Source organism: Stutzerimonas stutzeri, from assembly GCF_013522825.1.
Classification (GTDB): Bacteria; Pseudomonadota; Gammaproteobacteria; order Pseudomonadales; family Pseudomonadaceae; genus Stutzerimonas; species Stutzerimonas stutzeri_AK.
On sequence record NZ_JAAMQZ010000002.1, the window covers coordinates 123,041 to 139,446 of the forward strand.

Annotated in this window: 18 protein-coding genes; 2 read left to right on the forward strand and 16 right to left on the reverse strand. The window is 61.4% G+C overall.

From position 1 onward, the window contains the following. Positions 1-56: 56 nt before the first annotated feature. The 3 genes from G7020_RS02115 to msrB all read right to left on the reverse strand — a co-directional run bounded on the left by G7020_RS02115 (position 57) and on the right by msrB (position 1,951). On the reverse strand, positions 57-953 hold the full coding sequence (locus G7020_RS02115; protein WP_181082291.1) for an ATP-binding protein: 897 nt from the start codon (positions 951-953) through the stop codon (positions 57-59). 84 nt (positions 954-1,037) lie between these two features. Next, positions 1,038-1,520, reverse strand: coding sequence for a glutathione peroxidase (locus G7020_RS02120; RefSeq protein WP_181082292.1), 483 nt, complete (start codon positions 1,518-1,520; stop codon positions 1,038-1,040). Positions 1,521-1,552: 32 nt separating this feature from the next. Further along, entirely contained in the window at positions 1,553-1,951 is a 399-nt protein-coding gene (gene msrB / locus G7020_RS02125) for a peptide-methionine (R)-S-oxide reductase MsrB (RefSeq protein WP_181082293.1), read from the reverse strand. A 187-nt stretch (positions 1,952-2,138) separates the two neighbouring features. Here msrB and G7020_RS02130 point away from each other — a divergent pair, with 187 nt between their 5' ends. Together G7020_RS02130 and htpX are read left to right on the forward strand one after the other, a co-directional pair. Further along, the gene (locus tag G7020_RS02130) at positions 2,139-3,350 is read left to right on the forward strand and encodes a pyridoxal phosphate-dependent aminotransferase (RefSeq protein WP_181082439.1); all 1,212 of its coding nucleotides are present in this window, start codon (positions 2,139-2,141) and stop codon (positions 3,348-3,350) included. Between the two features lie 129 nt (positions 3,351-3,479). Further along, positions 3,480-4,352: a protease HtpX gene (htpX, locus tag G7020_RS02135; RefSeq protein WP_181082294.1), complete on the forward strand. Its 873-nt coding sequence runs from the start codon at positions 3,480-3,482 to the stop codon at positions 4,350-4,352. A gap of 63 nt (positions 4,353-4,415) precedes the next feature. Here the strand turns inward: htpX and G7020_RS02140 are convergent, their stop codons facing one another. The 13 genes from G7020_RS02140 to G7020_RS02200 form a co-directional block, all read right to left on the reverse strand. Beyond that, entirely contained in the window at positions 4,416-5,066 is a 651-nt protein-coding gene (locus G7020_RS02140) for a thiopurine S-methyltransferase (RefSeq protein WP_181082295.1), read from the reverse strand. Positions 5,067-5,135: 69 nt separating this feature from the next. Next, positions 5,136-6,530 carry a sigma-54-dependent transcriptional regulator gene (locus G7020_RS02145; protein WP_181082296.1) on the reverse strand — a complete coding sequence of 465 codons (1,395 nt, stop codon included), beginning with the start codon at positions 6,528-6,530 and terminating at the stop codon, positions 5,136-5,138. Further along, complete coding sequence (locus G7020_RS02150; RefSeq protein ID WP_181082440.1) at positions 6,527-7,708, reverse strand: ATP-binding protein; 1,182 nt, start codon at positions 7,706-7,708, stop codon at positions 6,527-6,529. Before G7020_RS02150 ends, G7020_RS02145 begins: the two co-directional genes overlap by 4 nt. Before the next feature lie 137 nt (positions 7,709-7,845). Continuing rightward, positions 7,846-9,315: a sigma-54 dependent transcriptional regulator gene (locus G7020_RS02155; protein ID WP_181082297.1), complete on the reverse strand. Its 1,470-nt coding sequence runs from the start codon at positions 9,313-9,315 to the stop codon at positions 7,846-7,848. 402 nt (positions 9,316-9,717) lie between these two features. After that, a complete protein-coding gene (locus tag G7020_RS02160) occupies positions 9,718-10,014 on the reverse strand; it encodes a flagellar protein FliT (protein ID WP_181082298.1) in 297 nt (98 codons plus the stop codon). A 207-nt stretch (positions 10,015-10,221) separates the two neighbouring features. Next, complete coding sequence (locus G7020_RS02165) at positions 10,222-10,650, reverse strand: hypothetical protein (protein WP_181082299.1); 429 nt, start codon at positions 10,648-10,650, stop codon at positions 10,222-10,224. Positions 10,651-10,679: 29 nt separating this feature from the next. Then, the gene (ccmI, locus tag G7020_RS02170) at positions 10,680-11,897 is read right to left on the reverse strand and encodes a c-type cytochrome biogenesis protein CcmI (RefSeq protein ID WP_181082300.1); all 1,218 of its coding nucleotides are present in this window, start codon (positions 11,895-11,897) and stop codon (positions 10,680-10,682) included. Beyond that, complete coding sequence (locus tag G7020_RS02175; protein WP_181082301.1) at positions 11,894-12,367, reverse strand: cytochrome c-type biogenesis protein; 474 nt, start codon at positions 12,365-12,367, stop codon at positions 11,894-11,896. The genes ccmI and G7020_RS02175 overlap by 4 nt, the downstream gene beginning before the upstream one ends. After that, positions 12,364-12,894, reverse strand: a complete 531-nt coding sequence (locus G7020_RS02180; RefSeq protein ID WP_181082302.1) for a DsbE family thiol:disulfide interchange protein — start codon at positions 12,892-12,894, stop codon at positions 12,364-12,366. Before G7020_RS02180 ends, G7020_RS02175 begins: the two co-directional genes overlap by 4 nt. Positions 12,895-12,896: 2 nt before the next feature. After that, positions 12,897-14,870, reverse strand: a complete 1,974-nt coding sequence (locus tag G7020_RS02185; RefSeq protein WP_181082303.1) for a heme lyase CcmF/NrfE family subunit — start codon at positions 14,868-14,870, stop codon at positions 12,897-12,899. Then, positions 14,867-15,334 (reverse strand): cytochrome c maturation protein CcmE, encoded by a 468-nt coding sequence (gene ccmE, locus G7020_RS02190; RefSeq protein ID WP_181082304.1) that lies wholly within the window; start codon positions 15,332-15,334, stop codon positions 14,867-14,869. Before ccmE ends, G7020_RS02185 begins: the two co-directional genes overlap by 4 nt. Then, the gene (gene ccmD, locus G7020_RS02195) at positions 15,331-15,507 is read right to left on the reverse strand and encodes a heme exporter protein CcmD (protein ID WP_181082305.1); all 177 of its coding nucleotides are present in this window, start codon (positions 15,505-15,507) and stop codon (positions 15,331-15,333) included. The genes ccmE and ccmD overlap by 4 nt, the downstream gene beginning before the upstream one ends. Further along, positions 15,504-16,259 carry a heme ABC transporter permease gene (locus G7020_RS02200; RefSeq protein ID WP_181082306.1) on the reverse strand — a complete coding sequence of 252 codons (756 nt, stop codon included), beginning with the start codon at positions 16,257-16,259 and terminating at the stop codon, positions 15,504-15,506. Before G7020_RS02200 ends, ccmD begins: the two co-directional genes overlap by 4 nt. Positions 16,260-16,406: the final 147 nt, after the last annotated feature.

Below are 16,406 nucleotides of genomic sequence, written 5' to 3' on the forward strand. Positions count from 1 at the left end.
CCGGATTACGCCTTCGGCTAATTCAACCTACGGGGAACAGCGTCCGGCGCCTGCCCCTACGGCTCGTGACGGAACGGCAACAGACGAACGCCTACCCACTGCCGCGCAAACTGGTAGGCGCAGCGTCCGTTGCGGTTGCCGCGTGCGGTGGCCCAGCGGATCGCATCCTTCTCCAGCGTCTCATTCCATTCCCAGTCGAGCCCGGCCTGCCCGGCCAGCGAATCGATCCAGTGACGCACCACGTTCAGGTAATGTTCCTGACTGAAGGGATAGAACGAAAGCCAGAGACCGAAGCGATCGGACAGGGCGATCTTGTCTTCCACCGCTTCGTTGGGATGCAGCTCGCCATCGATCATTTGCCAGTTTTCGTTATCGCTCTGGCGTTCCGGCACCAGATGCCGGCGATTGGAGGTTGCATACAGCAGTACGTTTTCCGGCGCCCGCTCCAGGGAGCCATCCAGCACGCTCTTCAGCACGCGGTAGTCGCCCTCGCCCGCCTCGAATGACAGGTCGTCACAGAACACCACGAAATACTGCGGCTGCCCGGCCAGCAGCTCGACCACTTTCGGCAGATCGGCCAGATGGTCGCGCTCGATCTCGATCAGGCGCAGACCCGCCGGCGCATGCTCAGCCAGCAAGGCGCGGATCAACGATGACTTGCCGGTACCGCGCGCGCCCCAGAGCAGAACGTGATTGGCCGGCAACCCGGATACGAATTGCCGCGTGTTGTTCGACAGAAGCTCACGCTGCCGGTCGATGCCGATCAGATCGTCCAGAGCCAGATCCAGCGTCACTTCCAGCGGCTGCAGGTAGCCACTCTGCCCTTCCCTGTGCCAGCGCGCAGCCAGGCTTTGGCTCCAGTCCACCGGCGTGCGCAACGCAGGCAACAAGGGCTCCAGCCGGCTCATCAGCATGTCGGCACGCTGCAAAAAGGCCTTCAGTTCGACATCCATTCAAGCACTCCAGAACTTCTCGACTACAAACAAGAGCGGCAAAAGGCCTCGAACGAGGCACCGCGACGACCATGGTACGCAGGCTTACAGATGGGCCTCTATGGATTTCGCCAGGGTTTCCGGCGCTGTTCGCGAAGCGAAACGCTCGATGGAGCGCCCTTCATCGGCGATCAGAAACTTGGTGAAATTCCATTTGATCGCCTTGCTGCCCAGCACTCCCGGTGCACGCTTCTTCAGTTGCACGAACAGCGGATGGGCATCACCGCCATTGACCTGGACCTTGGCGAACAGCGGAAAGCTGACACCGTAGTTACGCTCGCAGAAGGCGGCAACCTGCTGCTCATCACCGGGTTCCTGCCCGCCAAACTGATCGCAGGGAAAGCCCAGCACCACCAGCCCCTGCGATCCATAGCGTTTCCACAGCGCTTCCAGCCCCTTGTATTGCGGGGTGAAACCGCACTGGCTGGCGGTGTTGACCACCAGCAGCACCCTGGCGTCGAATTCGGCCAGGGTCTTTTCCTGGCCATCGATGGTCAGGCAGGGAATATCGAACAGTGGATCGCGCATCCGTGATGCCCCGCTGGTGTCATGCAGGCCGCTCAGAGGTCGCGCGGCTTGTGATTGAGGGAAACCGAGTTGATACAGTAGCGCAGGCCGGTAGGTGCCGGACCATCGGGAAAGACATGCCCCAGATGCGCGTCACAGCGCGAACACTTGACCTCGATACGATGCATGCCGTGGCTGAAGTCATCGACGCTGGCAATGGCGCTCTCGCTCACCGGCTGAAAATAGCTCGGCCAGCCACAGCCGGAGCTGAACTTGGTATCCGAGTCGAACAATGGCGCATCGCAGCAGGCGCAGAGATAGAGGCCAGCGGTCTTGGTGTCGTTGTACTTGCCGCTAAACGGGCGCTCGGTCGCACCCAGCCGGCAGACTTGAAACTGCTCATCCGACAGCTCGGCACGCCAGGCTTCGAGGGGTTTCTCAAGCTTTTCCATCGGTACACCTCATGAACTCAAAAAAGGCGGATCTGTACCTTTTCCGGTGATCGGGCCGCACGTATCATGCCTCGTTCTCAGACGCCTAGTCTGGCAGTGGAGTTTCAGGCTGCCAAGGCGGCAGATTCACGTCAAACGTTGCCAGCCGTCTGGCATGGCACGTCCTTACTTCGGGACACTCAGGATCATGCAGGTCAGCAAATCGAACAAGCTCGCCAATGTCTGCTACGACATTCGCGGGCCGGTGCTCAAGCACGCCAAACGCCTGGAAGAGGAAGGCCATCGCATCCTCAAGCTGAATATCGGCAACCCGGCGCCGTTCGGTTTCGAGGCCCCGGAGGAAATCCTCCAGGACGTGATCCGCAACCTGCCGACCGCCCAGGGCTACAGCGACTCCAAGGGTCTGTTCAGCGCCCGCAAGGCCATCATGCAGTACTACCAGCAGAAGCAGGTGGAAGGCGTGACCATCGAGGACATCTATCTCGGCAACGGCGTGTCCGAGCTGATCGTGATGTCCATGCAGGCGCTGCTCAACAATGGCGACGAGGTGCTGATTCCCGCGCCGGACTATCCCCTGTGGACCGCCGCCGTGAGCCTGTCCGGCGGCAAGCCGGTGCACTACCTGTGCGACGAACAGGCCAACTGGTGGCCCGATCTGGACGACATCAGGGCCAAGATCACGCCGAACACCAAGGCGCTGGTGCTGATCAACCCGAACAATCCTACCGGCGCGGTCTATTCCAAAGAAGTGCTGGAGGGCATGGTCGAACTGGCGCGCCAGCACAAGCTGGTACTGTTCTCCGACGAGATCTACGACAAGATTCTCTACGACGACGCCGTGCACATCTGCACCGCTTCCCTGGCGCCGGACGTGCTTTGCCTGACCTTCAACGGCCTGTCCAAATCCTACCGGGTCGCCGGTTTCCGCTCCGGCTGGGTCGTCATTACCGGGCCGAAGCACAAGGCCAAAAGCTATATCGAAGGCCTGGATATCCTGGCCAACATGCGCCTGTGCGCCAACGTGCCGGCACAGCATGCGATCCAGACCGCGCTGGGCGGCTATCAGAGCATCAACGACCTAGTGCTGCCGCCGGGGCGCCTGCTCGAACAGCGCAACCGCACCTGGGAGCTGCTCAACGACATTCCGGGCGTCAGTTGCGTGAAGCCGATGGGGGCGCTCTATGCCTTCCCACGCATCGACCCGAAGGTCTGCCCGATCCACAACGACGAGAAGTTCGTCCTGGACCTGCTGCTCTCCGAGAAGCTGCTGATCGTTCAGGGCACCGCCTTCAACTGGCCCTGGCCCGACCATTTCCGCGTCGTCACACTGCCGCGCGTGGATGATCTGGAGCAGGCAATCGGTCGTATCGGCAACTTCCTTGGCTCTTACAGTCAGTAACAGGCAAGCAGGATCCGCGGCTCGATGACACAGGCGACATAGCTTGAAATAGTCGCCTGGTTGAATAGCACCGACCCGCACCTTATATAGCCTAACGTTCTTTACTGTTCCCTTGGAGTTAGCCGCAACATGATGCGCATTTTCTTGTTCCTGGCCACCAACCTCGCTGTGCTGGTCGTCGCGGGTATTACTCTGAAGCTGCTCGGGGTGGACCGCTTCACCGGGCAGAACCACGGTAGCCTGCTGGTCTTCTGCGCCGTGTTCGGCTTCGCTGGCTCACTGGTATCGCTGTTCATCTCCAAATGGATGGCGAAGATGAGCACCCGCACCGAGATCATCAGCCAGCCACGCACGCGCCATGAACAGTGGCTGCTGCAGACCGTCGAACAGCTTTCCCGCGATGCCGGCATCAAGATGCCGGAAGTGGGCATCTTCCCCGCCTACGAGGCCAACGCCTTCGCCACAGGCTGGAACAAGAACGATGCCCTCGTCGCCGTCAGCCAGGGCCTGCTCGAGCGTTTCTCCCCGGAAGAAGTCAAAGCCGTACTGGCCCATGAAATCGGCCATGTGGCCAACGGCGACATGGTCACACTGGCGCTGATTCAGGGCGTGGTGAACACCTTCGTGATGTTCTTCGCGCGCATCTTCGGCAATTTCGTCGACAAGGCGATCCTGAAGAACGAGGACGGCCATGGCATCGGCTATTTCGTCGCCACCATCTTCGCCGAACTGGTACTGGGCATTCTCGCCAGCATCGTCGTCATGTGGTTCTCGCGCAAACGTGAATTCCGTGCCGATGAAGCCGGCGCGCAACTGGCCGGCACCGGCGCCATGATTGCCGCACTGCAGCGCCTGCGCGCCGAACAGGGCGTACCGGTGGATATGCCTGACACCCTCAAGGCGTTCAGCATCAACGGCTCCCTGCGCAACGGCCTGGCCGGCCTGCTGATGACCCATCCACCGCTGGAAGCCCGTATCGAGGCCCTGCGCCAGCGCGGCTGATCGGCGAAAGCCGGATATGAAAAAGCCCAGCCTGATGGCTGGGCTTTTTCATGAGACGGGATACTAACGCCGCATCAGCCGATAGCAGTTCTGGTCCATTCGCTTCAGACCGCGCTGCAGAAATTTCTCATCCAGGGCACTCGCCCGCTCCAGCAGCGAAATATCCCAACAGTCGCCCATGGACGCCTCGATCTCCGCATCGCTTACCGCGAAAGGCGGGCCATCCATCTGCGCCTGCTCATAATCGAGTACGATCAGCAACCCCGTGCAGCCCGCTGCGAGGATAACCGACAGATGCTCGGTATAACGCTGGCGCATCGGCGCCGGCAAGGCGATCAGCGCCGCCCGGTCATACAGTCCCTGGCAACCGGTAACATCCTCGGCCGTCAGCGCAAAGAAATCACCGCAACGGATTTCCAGCGAGCCGGAACGATAGATCCTGAACCCATCCCGCTGCTCGATCCGGGCAGGCAGATTCTGCTCGGCGAAGAAATCCTCGACGGCCTTTTCGCTCAACTCGACGCCCAGCACCTCGAAACCCTGTTCGACCAGCCAGACCAGATCCAGGCTCTTGCCGCAGAGCGGCACCAGCACTTTCGCACCCGCCGTCAGGTGCAATCCCGGCCAGTGACGGCGCAACAATGGATTGACCTCGCCCAGATGAAAGCCGATTTCGTTTCGTGCCCATCGCCGGTGCCAGAACGCTTCGTCCATATTCAGATCCTCGTAAGCCCATGCGCGCAGGAGCTTATCAGAGCCACCCCACCGCCCTGCTCACTTCCCCTACAGCAGAGCCTCGATATCCATGCCAGCATCGCGCATCTGAGCCAGCTTGTAGCGCAGGGTGCGAGCGCTGATGCCCAGTCGATCGGCCGTCTCCTTGCGACGCCCACGCTCGCTGCGCAGGGTTTCGAGGATCAGCTCGAACTCGCGCCGGCGAAGATCGTCCCCCAGGGCGCCACCGCCATCGGAAGAAAGCGGCACTAGGGATTCCTGCTCCAGCGGATACTCGGGTGCGGCACTGTCGCCTGCTGGCGAAGCAAAGCCGATCGTTGCGCTCAGGCACAGATCCTCCGGGCGGATCAACCCGCCCTGCTGCAGGATCAGGGCTCGCTGAATGGCATTGTCCAGTTCGCGGACATTGCCGGGCCAGGCATGCCTGAGCAGGTATTGACGCGCCTCGCCCGTCAATCTTGCGGCAGGTTGACGCATCTTGGCTGCATGACTTGCCAATAGCCGTTCGGCCAGCGGCACGATATCCGCCGGACGATAACGCAGGGGCGCCCAGGCAAGCGGGAACACCGAGACACGGTAGAACAGGTCTTCGCGAAAGCGCCCGCTGCGCACTTCCTCGGCCAGATCGCGGTTGGTGGTGGCAATGACGCGGATATCCAGCGCCAGCGGCTTGCGCGCACCGACACGCTCGACCTCGCGCTCCTGCAACACACGCAGCAGCTTGGCCTGCAGCGCCAGCGGCATTTCGGAAATTTCGTCGAGCAGCAGCGTGCCACCTTCGGCCAGCTCGAACTTACCCGGCTGGCTGGCGATTGCGCCGGTAAACGCGCCTTTTTCATGGCCGAACAAGGTGGCTTCGAGCATGTTGTCCGGGATCGCCGCACAATTGATCGCCACGAAGGGCTTGCTCGCGCGACGCGACTGCTGGTGGATGTAACGCGCCAGCACTTCCTTGCCGGTGCCCGATTCGCCGGAAATCAGCACCGTCGAGTCGCTTTGCGCCACGCGAGCGGCCAACGCCAGCAACTGGCGGCTGGCAGCCTCTTGCGCAACAGGCCCCGGCGCGTCCGAGCTACCGGGCTGCCCACAGGCATGCCGCGCAATCAGCTCAAGCAGCACCTTCGGCTCGAACGGCTTGACCAGGTAGTCCACAGCACCCTGACGCATCGCTTCGACGGCTCGTTCGACCGCGCCGTAGGCCGTCATCAGCAAGACCGGTAGCTGTGGATAGCGCTGACGTATGAATACCTGCAAGGCATGGCCATCCATGCCGGGCATGTTCACATCGCTGATCACCAGCCCGAAGGTATTCGCCTGCAATGCCAGCACCGCCGATTCCGCGCTATCGACCGCCTGGTAGGCGAAGCCTGCAAGTTCAAGGGTATCGCCCAGGGCTTCGCGCAGGGAACGGTCATCCTCGACCAGCAGGATTCTCACAGTCATCGAAGCTGCTCCGCAAGCAACGGTAAACGCAGGGTGGCGCAGGTACCCCGACCTGGCCGGGAGCGCAATGAGAGGGTGCCCGAATGGGCGCGGGCAATGGATTTGACCACTGCCAGGCCCAGTCCGGTGCCGGTCGCCCTGGTGGTGAAGAAGGGTTCACCGAGGCGCGTCAGGGTCGTGGCCTCGATGCCAACGCCGTTGTCGCTGACGCTGATATGCATGACCGAATCCCGTGCATAAACATGTATTTTCAAACGCGGCTCATCAGCACTGGCCTGCAATGCATTCTCGATCAGATTGAGCAGCGCCCCGACCAGCATGTCGCGATTGCACAGCAATGCGCCGCCCCGCACGTCGCACTGCCAGCGAACCACAACACCCTGCAAGCGGGTCTCAGCCGCCGCACGCAATGCAGCCAGGAGCTGCGCCGGTGTCAGGCGATTCTCAATAGGCAGGTCGCCGCGAGCGAACACCAGCATATCGCGCACCTGATGTTCCAGCTCATTCAGACGATCCTTCAGGCGGCCAGCAAAACGCTGCTGCTGCTCGTCGCTCAACCCACCCTGCTCCAGATGGCTGGCATACAGCAGGGCCGAGGACAAAGGCGTGCGGATCTGATGCGCCAGCGAGGCCACCATGCGCCCCAGTGACGACAGGCGCTCATGACGCGCCAATTGCTCCTGCAGACGTCGTGTTTCGGTCAGGTCAGTCAGCAGGACCAGCTGTCCCGGTTCGCCATTCAGTGAGCGTGTGGCAATCGACACGCGGCGCCCATCCTTCAGGGAAACCTCATGCCCATCATCCTTGCGCGGAGCGAAGCTGCGAGCGATAACCTCACGCCAGAGCCGCCCTTCAAGGGGCTCGCCGAGCAAGTCCAGGGCCACCGGATTGGCTTCGCGAACCACACCCTGACCATCGATGACGATGACACCACCCGGCAGCAGGTCCAGCAGGCTCTGCAGCCGATTGGCCAGGCGCTCCTTCTCGTCGAACTCGCGCAGGCGCTGCGCGCTGGCTTCGGCGAGCTGCCCTTTCAATTCGGACATACGCGCCTGCAGCAGCTCCTGCGAGTCTTCCAGGCGCCCCGACAGATGAGAGAAACGTTCGAGCGACTGCTCAAGCTCGGCGCTGGCACAAGGCTCGGCAGAATGCGAAATGACAGCGGAGGGAGAAAACACTGAAGTCACTGGCACATGTCCGTCAAAAGATGGTCGGTCAAGTGGTTGTTCAGTGACAGCGAGCAAGGATCATGCCCGGCAATGCATGCGCGGGAACGGGCTGAAACCGCACCGCCTTGCAGCAGCGCGGCGGCGCATCAGTCGTCGGCGTCTTCGTCGCGACGGTTCATGCCGTACTTGCGCATCTTCTCGACGAGGGTCGTCCGGCGAATGCGCAGGCGTTCGGCAGCCCGTGCGACAACGCCACCGGCATCGTCCAGCGCCTGCTGGATCAGGCCCTGCTCAAGGTTGGCCAGATAATCCTTCAGATCGAGCCCCTCGATAGGCAGCATGGCCTGCGCATCGCTGATAACCACAGGCGCATTGATGGCCGCACGCTCTTCCATTTCGGTGTGCAGGCTGGCGGCGTACTGTTCGTCATCGTCATCGACATGGCGGAATTTCTTTGGCAGCTCCATCACGCCGATGACCCCGTAGGGGTGCATGATGGCCATGCGCTCGACGAGATTGGCCAGTTCCCGCACGTTACCCGGCCAGTCATGGCGACACAGAGACATGATGGCGGCGGAATTGAAACGGATCGAACCGCGTTTTTCGTGCTCCATGCGCGAAATGAGCTCGTTCATCAACAGCGGTATATCTTCTATACGCTCGCGCAGCGGGGCCATTTCAATGGGAAAGACATTGAGCCGGTAGTAAAGATCCTCGCGGAAACTGCCTTCCACGATCATCTTTTCCAGGTTTTTATGGGTTGCCGCGATAATCCGTACGTCAGCGTTCTGCGTACGATTGCTGCCTATCCGTTCGAAGGTACGCTCCTGCAATACGCGCAACAGCTTGACCTGCATCGGCAAGGGCATGTCGCCGATTTCATCGAGGAACAGCGTACCGCCCTCAGCCAGCTCGAAGCGGCCGGCGCGGGAAGTGATCGCCCCGGTAAAGGCACCCTTCTCGTGACCGAACAGCTCGCTTTCCAGCAGCTCAGCCGGGATCGCGCCGCAATTGACGGGAACGAAGGGGCCGCTGCGCCGCTTGGAATGGTAATGGAGGTTTCTTGCGACCACTTCCTTGCCGGTACCGGACTCGCCAAGGATCAGCACGCTCGCCTCGGTATCGGCGACCTGCTGCATCATCTGCCGGACATGCTGCACGGCGCGACTGGTGCCTACCAGGCTGCGAAACAGGTTGGTCTCGCGCTGACGCCCGCGCGCCCGGGCCTGGTCATACACCTCGCGATAGACCTGGGCACGGTGCAGGGAATCGAGCAACTTGTTGTAACTGGGTGGCATTTCCAGGCTGGCCAGCACTTGCCGACGGATATCTTCCGGCCACTCCGCCGGGACAGGCTCACCGATCAGAAGAAGCGGCAGGTTCTCATCCCATTTTCCGAGCTGCTTGAGCAGCTCCGCCACACCACCCTTTGTCGAAACAGCACCGAGCATGACCCCAAGTACACTTCGGCTCGACTCAAGCGAATCCACCACTTTTCGCCAATCATCGCTGGTACAAGCCAGATGATCTTCGCCCAGAAAATTGAGGATGACCGCCAAATCACGCCGACGATCCTTATCGTCGTCTATCAACAAAATTTTGGTTTCACGCCACATCTTGTTTATAGGCTCTAGAGGCTGGGAAGAAATACTGAATGCGCATCGAGAGAAACGAGGCGTCACCGGCAGATAGCCACTAGTTAATTAAAAAAATCGCGCGGAGTCAAATTTATGACGTGATTTAACGACTAAAGAACAACCTTCTTTTCCTGCCCCCTGCTTCATGCACTGCGACAGGCCGGAAGCAAGTAATAGGCAACTAAACGACCCTGTATCGAAGATAAAGGAAGTTAAATGCTTTTCAGCGAAAAAAGCTGCCTGATTGCCAAAGATTCCAGATAGCAGATTGCATAAGCGTTAAGCGAAAATGACGAGATGCAGGCTCAGGAGGAAGGAAAATTTTCAGGGCCTGCTTAAACTGACGAGCGGTGCTGCTTTGAAACAGAATGCGTCATGGCATCAACCGAAAAGTTTATAAACTTTTGCACCATGCCGAGAATGATTGAGCTGGATCAACTCTCCCGTCGCACGATTCTGCTCTGCCTGGCAGGCACCCACCAACTCGCGATAGATAATGGTCAGTTCTTGCAAGTGCCGACGGATCGCCGATTCGTCTTCGCGGGGCTCACTCATCGCAGCTTCGACAACCTGACGACACTGGGTATCCAGAACGCTGATCGCTGTCCAGTCCTGCTGCACCATCGCATCGCGCAGCGCGTGACCGGTTTCCTCGAGACGTTTGACTGATGCATTCATGAATCCGCTCCCCGTACGCAGCCGAGCCCTTACAGTCTGTTGATGGCACTCTTGTGCACCTGAAGTCTGTATCGGCAATTGCTGGCAGGCCTTTAGCGGACCATTGCAAAACTGGCTGCGTTTTTCAACGAACTCCGGTTTCAACCGACTGGACAAACAGAGCCGGACTTCCCGAATGGGGCTACGAATGGGCCGCCTGCAAGGATCTCAATGCAGCTGCCGAAGCCCGGTCGGAACGCTGGGTGTGGCAACCGGTTCCCACGGTCCTTCCGGACGACCTGCGCTATACCAGTCACCCTCCCAGCGGTAATACAGGCGTTCGCGGTAGTACAGGTTCCGCCCTTCCACGACATAGACACTCAGACGGTTGTCCCAGTGCGCGGCGGCATGCGGCGGCGGCGCGTAGCGTGGATGGCTTTTTTGCGTGGCGGGAGGCTTCGGTGCGGAGGGCGTGCGCACCGGAGGCGGCTTGACAGCAGGCTCACGGGGCACATCCGTTGCAGGCGGGGCCGGTCTGGGGGCCGGCTCGGAGCGCTGATAGGGGCTACCGGCACAGGCCGCCAGCAGCAGCGCCAGCGTCGTTGCAGCACCCACTTTGAGCAGGCTTTCAGCCTGCCTGTAAACCGAATCCGTCATCGCTCGCCTCTCGCTCGCCCCGCCAGCGATCAGGACGAGGGCGTTTCAGGTTGATCAATGGTCAGCCGGACCACATCCCCGCTTCCCAGCTCCAGGGGTTCGCTGCTGCCTTGCCACTCGCCACGCGTGGCATCGCCCTCCCTGGAGATACGTGCGAACAGCCTGACCTGCTCGAAGTTGGACAACCGAAGCTGAGGCGTCATTGCATCGGCATCGCTCAAACTGACGGTAGCCGGAAGATCGCTGACGCTGAGGCGCTTGACCGCCAACGGCATGGCCGGCCCTGAGGCCGCACGAGCGAATACGAATACCGCATCACCGGGCTGTACCTTGTCGGCCAGTTCATCCCCGAGACGGACTTCGACGCTAAGGCTCGCGGCACCGGCAGCGGCCTCTTCAGCAGGCTTGTCATCAGCGCCGAGCGGCTGTCCAAGACGCTCACGCGCCTGGGCAATGCCGCCCTGAATGGCCTCACGTGAAGGATCTTCGGGCGGCAACGCGGCCACCAGGCGCTCCCAGAAGCCGGCGGCCTCCTCGAAACGTCCGTCTTCGAAAGCTGCAATACCCAACAGACCAAGACTCGTCACTTCATGCGGGTCCGCCTGCAACGCTTCGTCGGTGAGTTGCCGTATCTGCTCGGTCCACTGGCGACCCCCGGCAAAATACAGTGCTTGCGCCCATTGGCCGAGCAGCTCCGGCGCGCGCCCAGCCAGTTCGACGAGCTGCGCATAGGCACCGGCGGCATCAGCCGGACGCTCCTGGTTCATGTAGGTCCGGGCCAGGAAATACCAGGCCTCGGTGGATTCGGGCTGCGCCTTGACCGCACGCTCGAGCCGCGCCGTCATCTCTTCCATGGTTTTGGGCTGCTCAATGAATTCGCGCGTCAGTTCCAGCTTGTCGCTGGCCCCCCAGTGCAGGTACATGCCATAACCGAACAGTGGCACCAGGATCGCGGCAATCAGCGGAATCGTGCGGCCCAGGCTGCTGCTGCGTCGTACGTCATCACCTTCAGTGTCGTCGAGCAGCTCGCGCGCGGCATCGGCACGCCCTTCCTCGAACTGCTCCGCTGTCAGCGTGCCGGCAGCCTGCTGGCTGGCCAGCTCGCCGAGCCTTTCTTCATACAGCGCAACATTGAGCGCTGTCCGGTCTTCTTCTGCCTGTACCCGGCGGCCCCGCAGTACGGGAAGCAGCAGGATGGCCAGAGCGGCCAGCAGCAGCAGCGCGGCCCCTATCCAGAAATCGATCATGGTTCTTTTTTATCCAGCAACGTGGCGAGGCGTTCACGTTCGGCCTCGGAAAGAGTGTTCTGCGCATCGTCGTCCGTAGCACGACGCCGCCGCATCAGGATCAGCGCCAACACGCCGAAGCCCAATACCAGCAAGCCTATCGGGCCGTACCAGAGCAGTAGCGTCTTCATGTTGAGCGGCGGTTTGTAGCGCACGAAATCGCCATAACGCGCGACCAGGTAGTCAACGATCTGCTCGTTGCTCTGCCCTTCTTCGAGCATACGGAAGATTTCACGGCGCAAGTCCATGGCGATGGGCGCATTGGAGTCGGCAATGTTCTGGTTCTGGCATTTCGGGCAACGCAGCTCTTCAACCAGGGTCCGGTAGCGTTCGCGCTCGGTCTCGTCCCTGAACTCGTAGGCATCGATCGCCGCCTGCGCGCCACCAATCATGCACAGCGCCAGCAGAAAGCCTTGGATCAGCTGTTTCATTGGTCCACCAGTTCCTGATAGAGCGCAGCGAGCTGTTCACGCCATACGCGCGGGTCGATGGCGCCGACATACTTGTGGCGAATGATCCCGTCCTTGTCGATCAGGAAGGTCTCCGGCGCACCGTAGACGCCGAGGTTGATCCCCAGACTGCCCTCTGGATCCTCGACGTTGAGGCGATAGGGGTTGCCCAGCTCGTTCAGCCAGCGACGCGCGGCCTCGCTGTCATCCTTGTAGTTAACCCCATAGACCACCACGCCCTGACTGGCCAACTGGTTGAGCATCTCGTGCTCGGCGCGGCAGGTCGGGCACCAGGTCGCCCATACATTCACCAGCGCCGCCTCGCCCTTGAAGTCGGCAGCACTCAGCATGCGCTCCGGGTCTTCCAGCGATGGCAGCGAGAATGCGGGCAGCGGCTTGTCGATCAGCGCCGACGGCAGCTCGGACGGGTCCAGGAACAGGCCGCGATAGAGAAACACCGCGACCGCCAGGAAGATCGCCAGCGGCAGCAGCATCAACAGTCTTTTCATGCTCAGGCTCCTTGCTGGGCCAAGCCCAGGGCCTCACGGACACGGGTCTTGACCTTCACGCGATAACGCCGGTCACAGGCGGACAGAACACCACCGACGGACATCAGCAACGCCCCCAGCCAGATCCAGCGCACGAAGGGCTTGATATGCACCCTCACCGCCCAGGCGCCGTCCTCCAGCGGCTCACCCAGAGCCACGTAAAGGTCGCGGGTGAAGCCCGCATCGATACCGGCCTCGGTCATGGGCATCTGCTGGACGGTATACAGGCGCTTCTCGGGATGCAGGAGAGCAATCTGCTTGTCACCGTCGAAGACCCGGATGGTGCCCTTGTCCGAGGTGAAGTTCGGTCCGTCGAAATGCGTGGCGCCTTCGAAGACGAAGGTGTAGCCACCCAGTTCCAGCGACTCGCCCGGCGCCAGACGCAGGTCGCGCTCGGAACTGTGCTGGCTGACCAGCACCACGCCGATAGCACATACCGCCAGGCCCAGGTGCGCCGTCTGCATGCCCCAGTAGCTCGGCGCCAGGCTGCGAATGCCCTTGAACAGACCCTTGTGGCGAGTCTTGTCGAGCACGTCGCGCACACCGGCCACCACGACCCAGGCCGCCAGCAGGCATACGGCAAGCCCCGCCCAGTGGAAATCACCGAGCAGCATCGAGCCCAGCCCAGCCAGCACGGCGCTGGTGATCAGTACCGGGGTCAGCATGCCCAGCAGCCATTTCACCGGCGTGTCTTTCCAGCGCACCAGGATGCCCACGCCCAGGGCGAGCATCAGCGCGGCCATCAGCGGCAGGAACATCGCATTGAAATAGGGCGGCCCAACGGACAGCTTGGTGTCGGACAAAGCATCAAGCAGCAGCGGATACAGCGTGCCCAGCAGGATCATCGCGGTTGCGACCACCAGCAGCAGGTTGTTGACCAGCAGCAGGGTTTCGCGGGACCAGAGACTGAAGCCAATCCGGCTTTTCACCACCGGCGCGCGCAAGGCGAACAGGGTCAGCGAGCCACCGACGACCAGCAGCAGGAAAGCCAGAATGAAGACGCCGCGCTCCGGATCGGTGGCGAAGGCATGCACCGAGGTCAGCACACCGGAGCGGACCAGGAAGGTGCCCAGCAGGCTGAGCGAGAATGCGGCAATCGCCAGCAATACCGTCCAGCTCTTGAAGACGCCACGCTTCTCCGTCACCGCCAGCGAATGGATCAGCGCCGTGCCGACCAGCCAGGGCATGAAGGAGGCGTTCTCCACCGGGTCCCAGAACCACCAGCCGCCCCAGCCAAGCTCGTAATAGGCCCACCAGGAACCCAGCGCGATACCGGCACCGAGAAAGGCCCAGGCGACCAGTGTCCAGGGCCGCGACCAGCGTGCCCAGGCGGCATCCAGGCGGCCACCCAGCAAAGCGGCGATGGCGAAGGCGAAGGCCACCGAGAAACCGACATAACCCATGTAGAGCATCGGTGGATGCACGATCAGGCCGAAGTCCTGCAGCAGCGGGTTGAGGTCGCGCCCGTCCATCGGCGCCTGCGGCAGGTAGCGCTCGAAAGGGTTGGAGGTGATGATCAGGAACAGCAGGAAGCCGATGCTGATCAGGCCCATGACCCCCAGCACCCGCGCCAGCATGTCCTCGGGCAGCTGGCGGGAGAAAATCGCCACGGCGAAGGTCCAGCCGGCCAGGATGAAGGCCCAGAGCAGCAGGGAGCCTTCGTGGGCACCCCATACGGCGCTGAACTTGTAGTACCAGGGCAGCGCGCTGTTGGAGTTGTGCGCGACGTAGGCGACGGAGAAGTCATCGACCATGAACGCGTAGGTCAGGCAGGCGAAGGAGAATCCCAGGAAGGCGAACTGCCCCCAGGCAGCCGGCTGCGCCAGGCTCATCCACTGATGATCACCGCGCCAGGCACCGATCAGCGGCAGCGTGCCCTGCACCACGGCCAGGCACAGCGCCAGAATCATGGCCAGATGGCCGAGCTCGGGAATCATTTTGCATACTCCTGCTTGTCGCCTTCGTAATGCTTCATCATGCCGCTCTGCTCAAGCGCCTGGGTGACTTCCGGCGGCATGTAGTTCTCATCGTGCTTGGCCAGCACTTCGTCGGCGACCAGGACGCCTTCGCCATTGACGCGCCCCAGAGCGACGATGCCCTGCCCCTCGCGAAACAGGTCCGGCAGGATGCCCTGGTACTGGATGGCGATGCTGGCGTTGTTATCCGTGACGCGGAAAGTCACGGTGAGCGAATCCTTGCTACGTGTCACCGAACCCTCTTCCACCAGCCCGCCGGCGCGAATCCGAGTGCCTTCCGGCGCTTCGCCGGCGGCGATCTGGGTCGGCGTGTAGAAGAGGTTGATGTTCTCTCGCAAGGCAGACAGAGCCAGCGTTACCGCGATGCCCACGCCGGCCAGAATGGTCAGAATGATGAACAAACGCTTCTTGCGCACAGGATTCACTTCATTTCCTCCCGGCGCAAACGACGCGCCTCATCTTGCAGATATCGCCGGCGTGCCAGCATTGGCAGCGCCACGTTCAGAACCAGGACGGCCAGGCTGATGCCATAGGATGTCCAGACGTACAGGCCATGGTTGCCCATGGCGATGAATTCGGAAAACGATGAGAAATTCATGATGCCTTACCTACCAGCGCCTGCACCTCGGCCTTGACCCAGCTGCTGCGTGATTCGCGACGCAGCACTTCCAGGCGCATGCGCATCAGCAGTACCCATGTGAAGAAACAGTAGAAGCCCAGGACCATGACCAGCAGCGGCAACCACATTTCGACCGGCATCGCGGGCTTTTCGGTGACCGTGAAGGTCGCGGGCTGATGAAGGGTGTTCCACCACTCCACCGAGTACTTGATGATCGGGATGTTCACCACCCCGACGATGGAAAGCACCGCGCAGGCTTTCGCCGCGCTGTCGCGGTTGCTGATGGCCTGCCCCAGCGCAATGATGCCGAAGTACAGGAACAGCAGGATCAGCATCGAGGTCAGGCGGGCATCCCAGACCCACCAGGCGCCCCAGGTCGGCTTGCCCCATACCGCCCCGGTCAGCAGCGCGATGAAGGTCATCCAGGCACCGATGGGCGCGGCCTGCTGCAAGGCGACATCCGCCAGTTTCATTTTCCACACCAGACCGACCAGGCCCGCGACGGCCAGCATCACATAGATCGATTGCGCCAGGAATGCGGCGGGCACATGGATATAGATGATCCGGAAGCTGTTGCCCTGCTGGTAGTCCTGGGGCGCAAACGCCAGCCCCCAGATCGTGCCTACCGTGACCAGCACGAAGGTTGCCCAGCCAAGCCAGGGCATCCAGCGGCTGCTGATTCCGTAGAACCATTTGGGCGAACCCAGCTTGTGGAACCATGTCCAGTTCATAGCACCTGCCTCACATCCGCTACGCATTCCGATACTGCCCCGAAACCGCACGGGCGCCACTTGTTCGCGATCAGTAAAGTCGTCGGTGCCAGGGGCCGCCTGTCGAGGAAAGCCGTAGCGCTATCGAATAAATCCATCGTGCAATCC

What these genes read in the sequence shown, in the direction of transcription:
- G7020_RS02115 (WP_181082291.1), bottom strand. Translation starts at nt 953, where the DNA reads ATGGATGTCGAACTGAAGGCCTTTTTGCAGCGTGCCGACATGCTGATG.
- G7020_RS02120 (WP_181082292.1), bottom strand. Translation starts at nt 1,520, where the DNA reads ATGCGCGATCCACTGTTCGATATTCCCTGCCTGACCATCGATGGCCAG.
- msrB (WP_181082293.1), bottom strand. Translation starts at nt 1,951, where the DNA reads ATGGAAAAGCTTGAGAAACCCCTCGAAGCCTGGCGTGCCGAGCTGTCG.
- G7020_RS02130 (WP_181082439.1), top strand. Translation starts at nt 2,139, where the DNA reads ATGCAGGTCAGCAAATCGAACAAGCTCGCCAATGTCTGCTACGACATT.
- htpX (WP_181082294.1), top strand. Translation starts at nt 3,480, where the DNA reads ATGATGCGCATTTTCTTGTTCCTGGCCACCAACCTCGCTGTGCTGGTC.
- G7020_RS02140 (WP_181082295.1), bottom strand. Translation starts at nt 5,066, where the DNA reads ATGGACGAAGCGTTCTGGCACCGGCGATGGGCACGAAACGAAATCGGC.
- G7020_RS02145 (WP_181082296.1), bottom strand. Translation starts at nt 6,530, where the DNA reads ATGACTGTGAGAATCCTGCTGGTCGAGGATGACCGTTCCCTGCGCGAA.
- G7020_RS02155 (WP_181082297.1), bottom strand. Translation starts at nt 9,315, where the DNA reads ATGTGGCGTGAAACCAAAATTTTGTTGATAGACGACGATAAGGATCGT.
- G7020_RS02160 (WP_181082298.1), bottom strand. Translation starts at nt 10,014, where the DNA reads ATGAATGCATCAGTCAAACGTCTCGAGGAAACCGGTCACGCGCTGCGC.
- G7020_RS02165 (WP_181082299.1), bottom strand. Translation starts at nt 10,650, where the DNA reads ATGACGGATTCGGTTTACAGGCAGGCTGAAAGCCTGCTCAAAGTGGGT.
- ccmI (WP_181082300.1), bottom strand. Translation starts at nt 11,897, where the DNA reads ATGATCGATTTCTGGATAGGGGCCGCGCTGCTGCTGCTGGCCGCTCTG.
- G7020_RS02175 (WP_181082301.1), bottom strand. Translation starts at nt 12,367, where the DNA reads ATGAAACAGCTGATCCAAGGCTTTCTGCTGGCGCTGTGCATGATTGGT.
- G7020_RS02180 (WP_181082302.1), bottom strand. Translation starts at nt 12,894, where the DNA reads ATGAAAAGACTGTTGATGCTGCTGCCGCTGGCGATCTTCCTGGCGGTC.
- G7020_RS02185 (WP_181082303.1), bottom strand. Translation starts at nt 14,870, where the DNA reads ATGATTCCCGAGCTCGGCCATCTGGCCATGATTCTGGCGCTGTGCCTG.
- ccmD (WP_181082305.1), bottom strand. Translation starts at nt 15,507, where the DNA reads ATGAATTTCTCATCGTTTTCCGAATTCATCGCCATGGGCAACCATGGC.
- G7020_RS02200 (WP_181082306.1), bottom strand. Translation starts at nt 16,259, where the DNA reads ATGAACTGGACATGGTTCCACAAGCTGGGTTCGCCCAAATGGTTCTAC.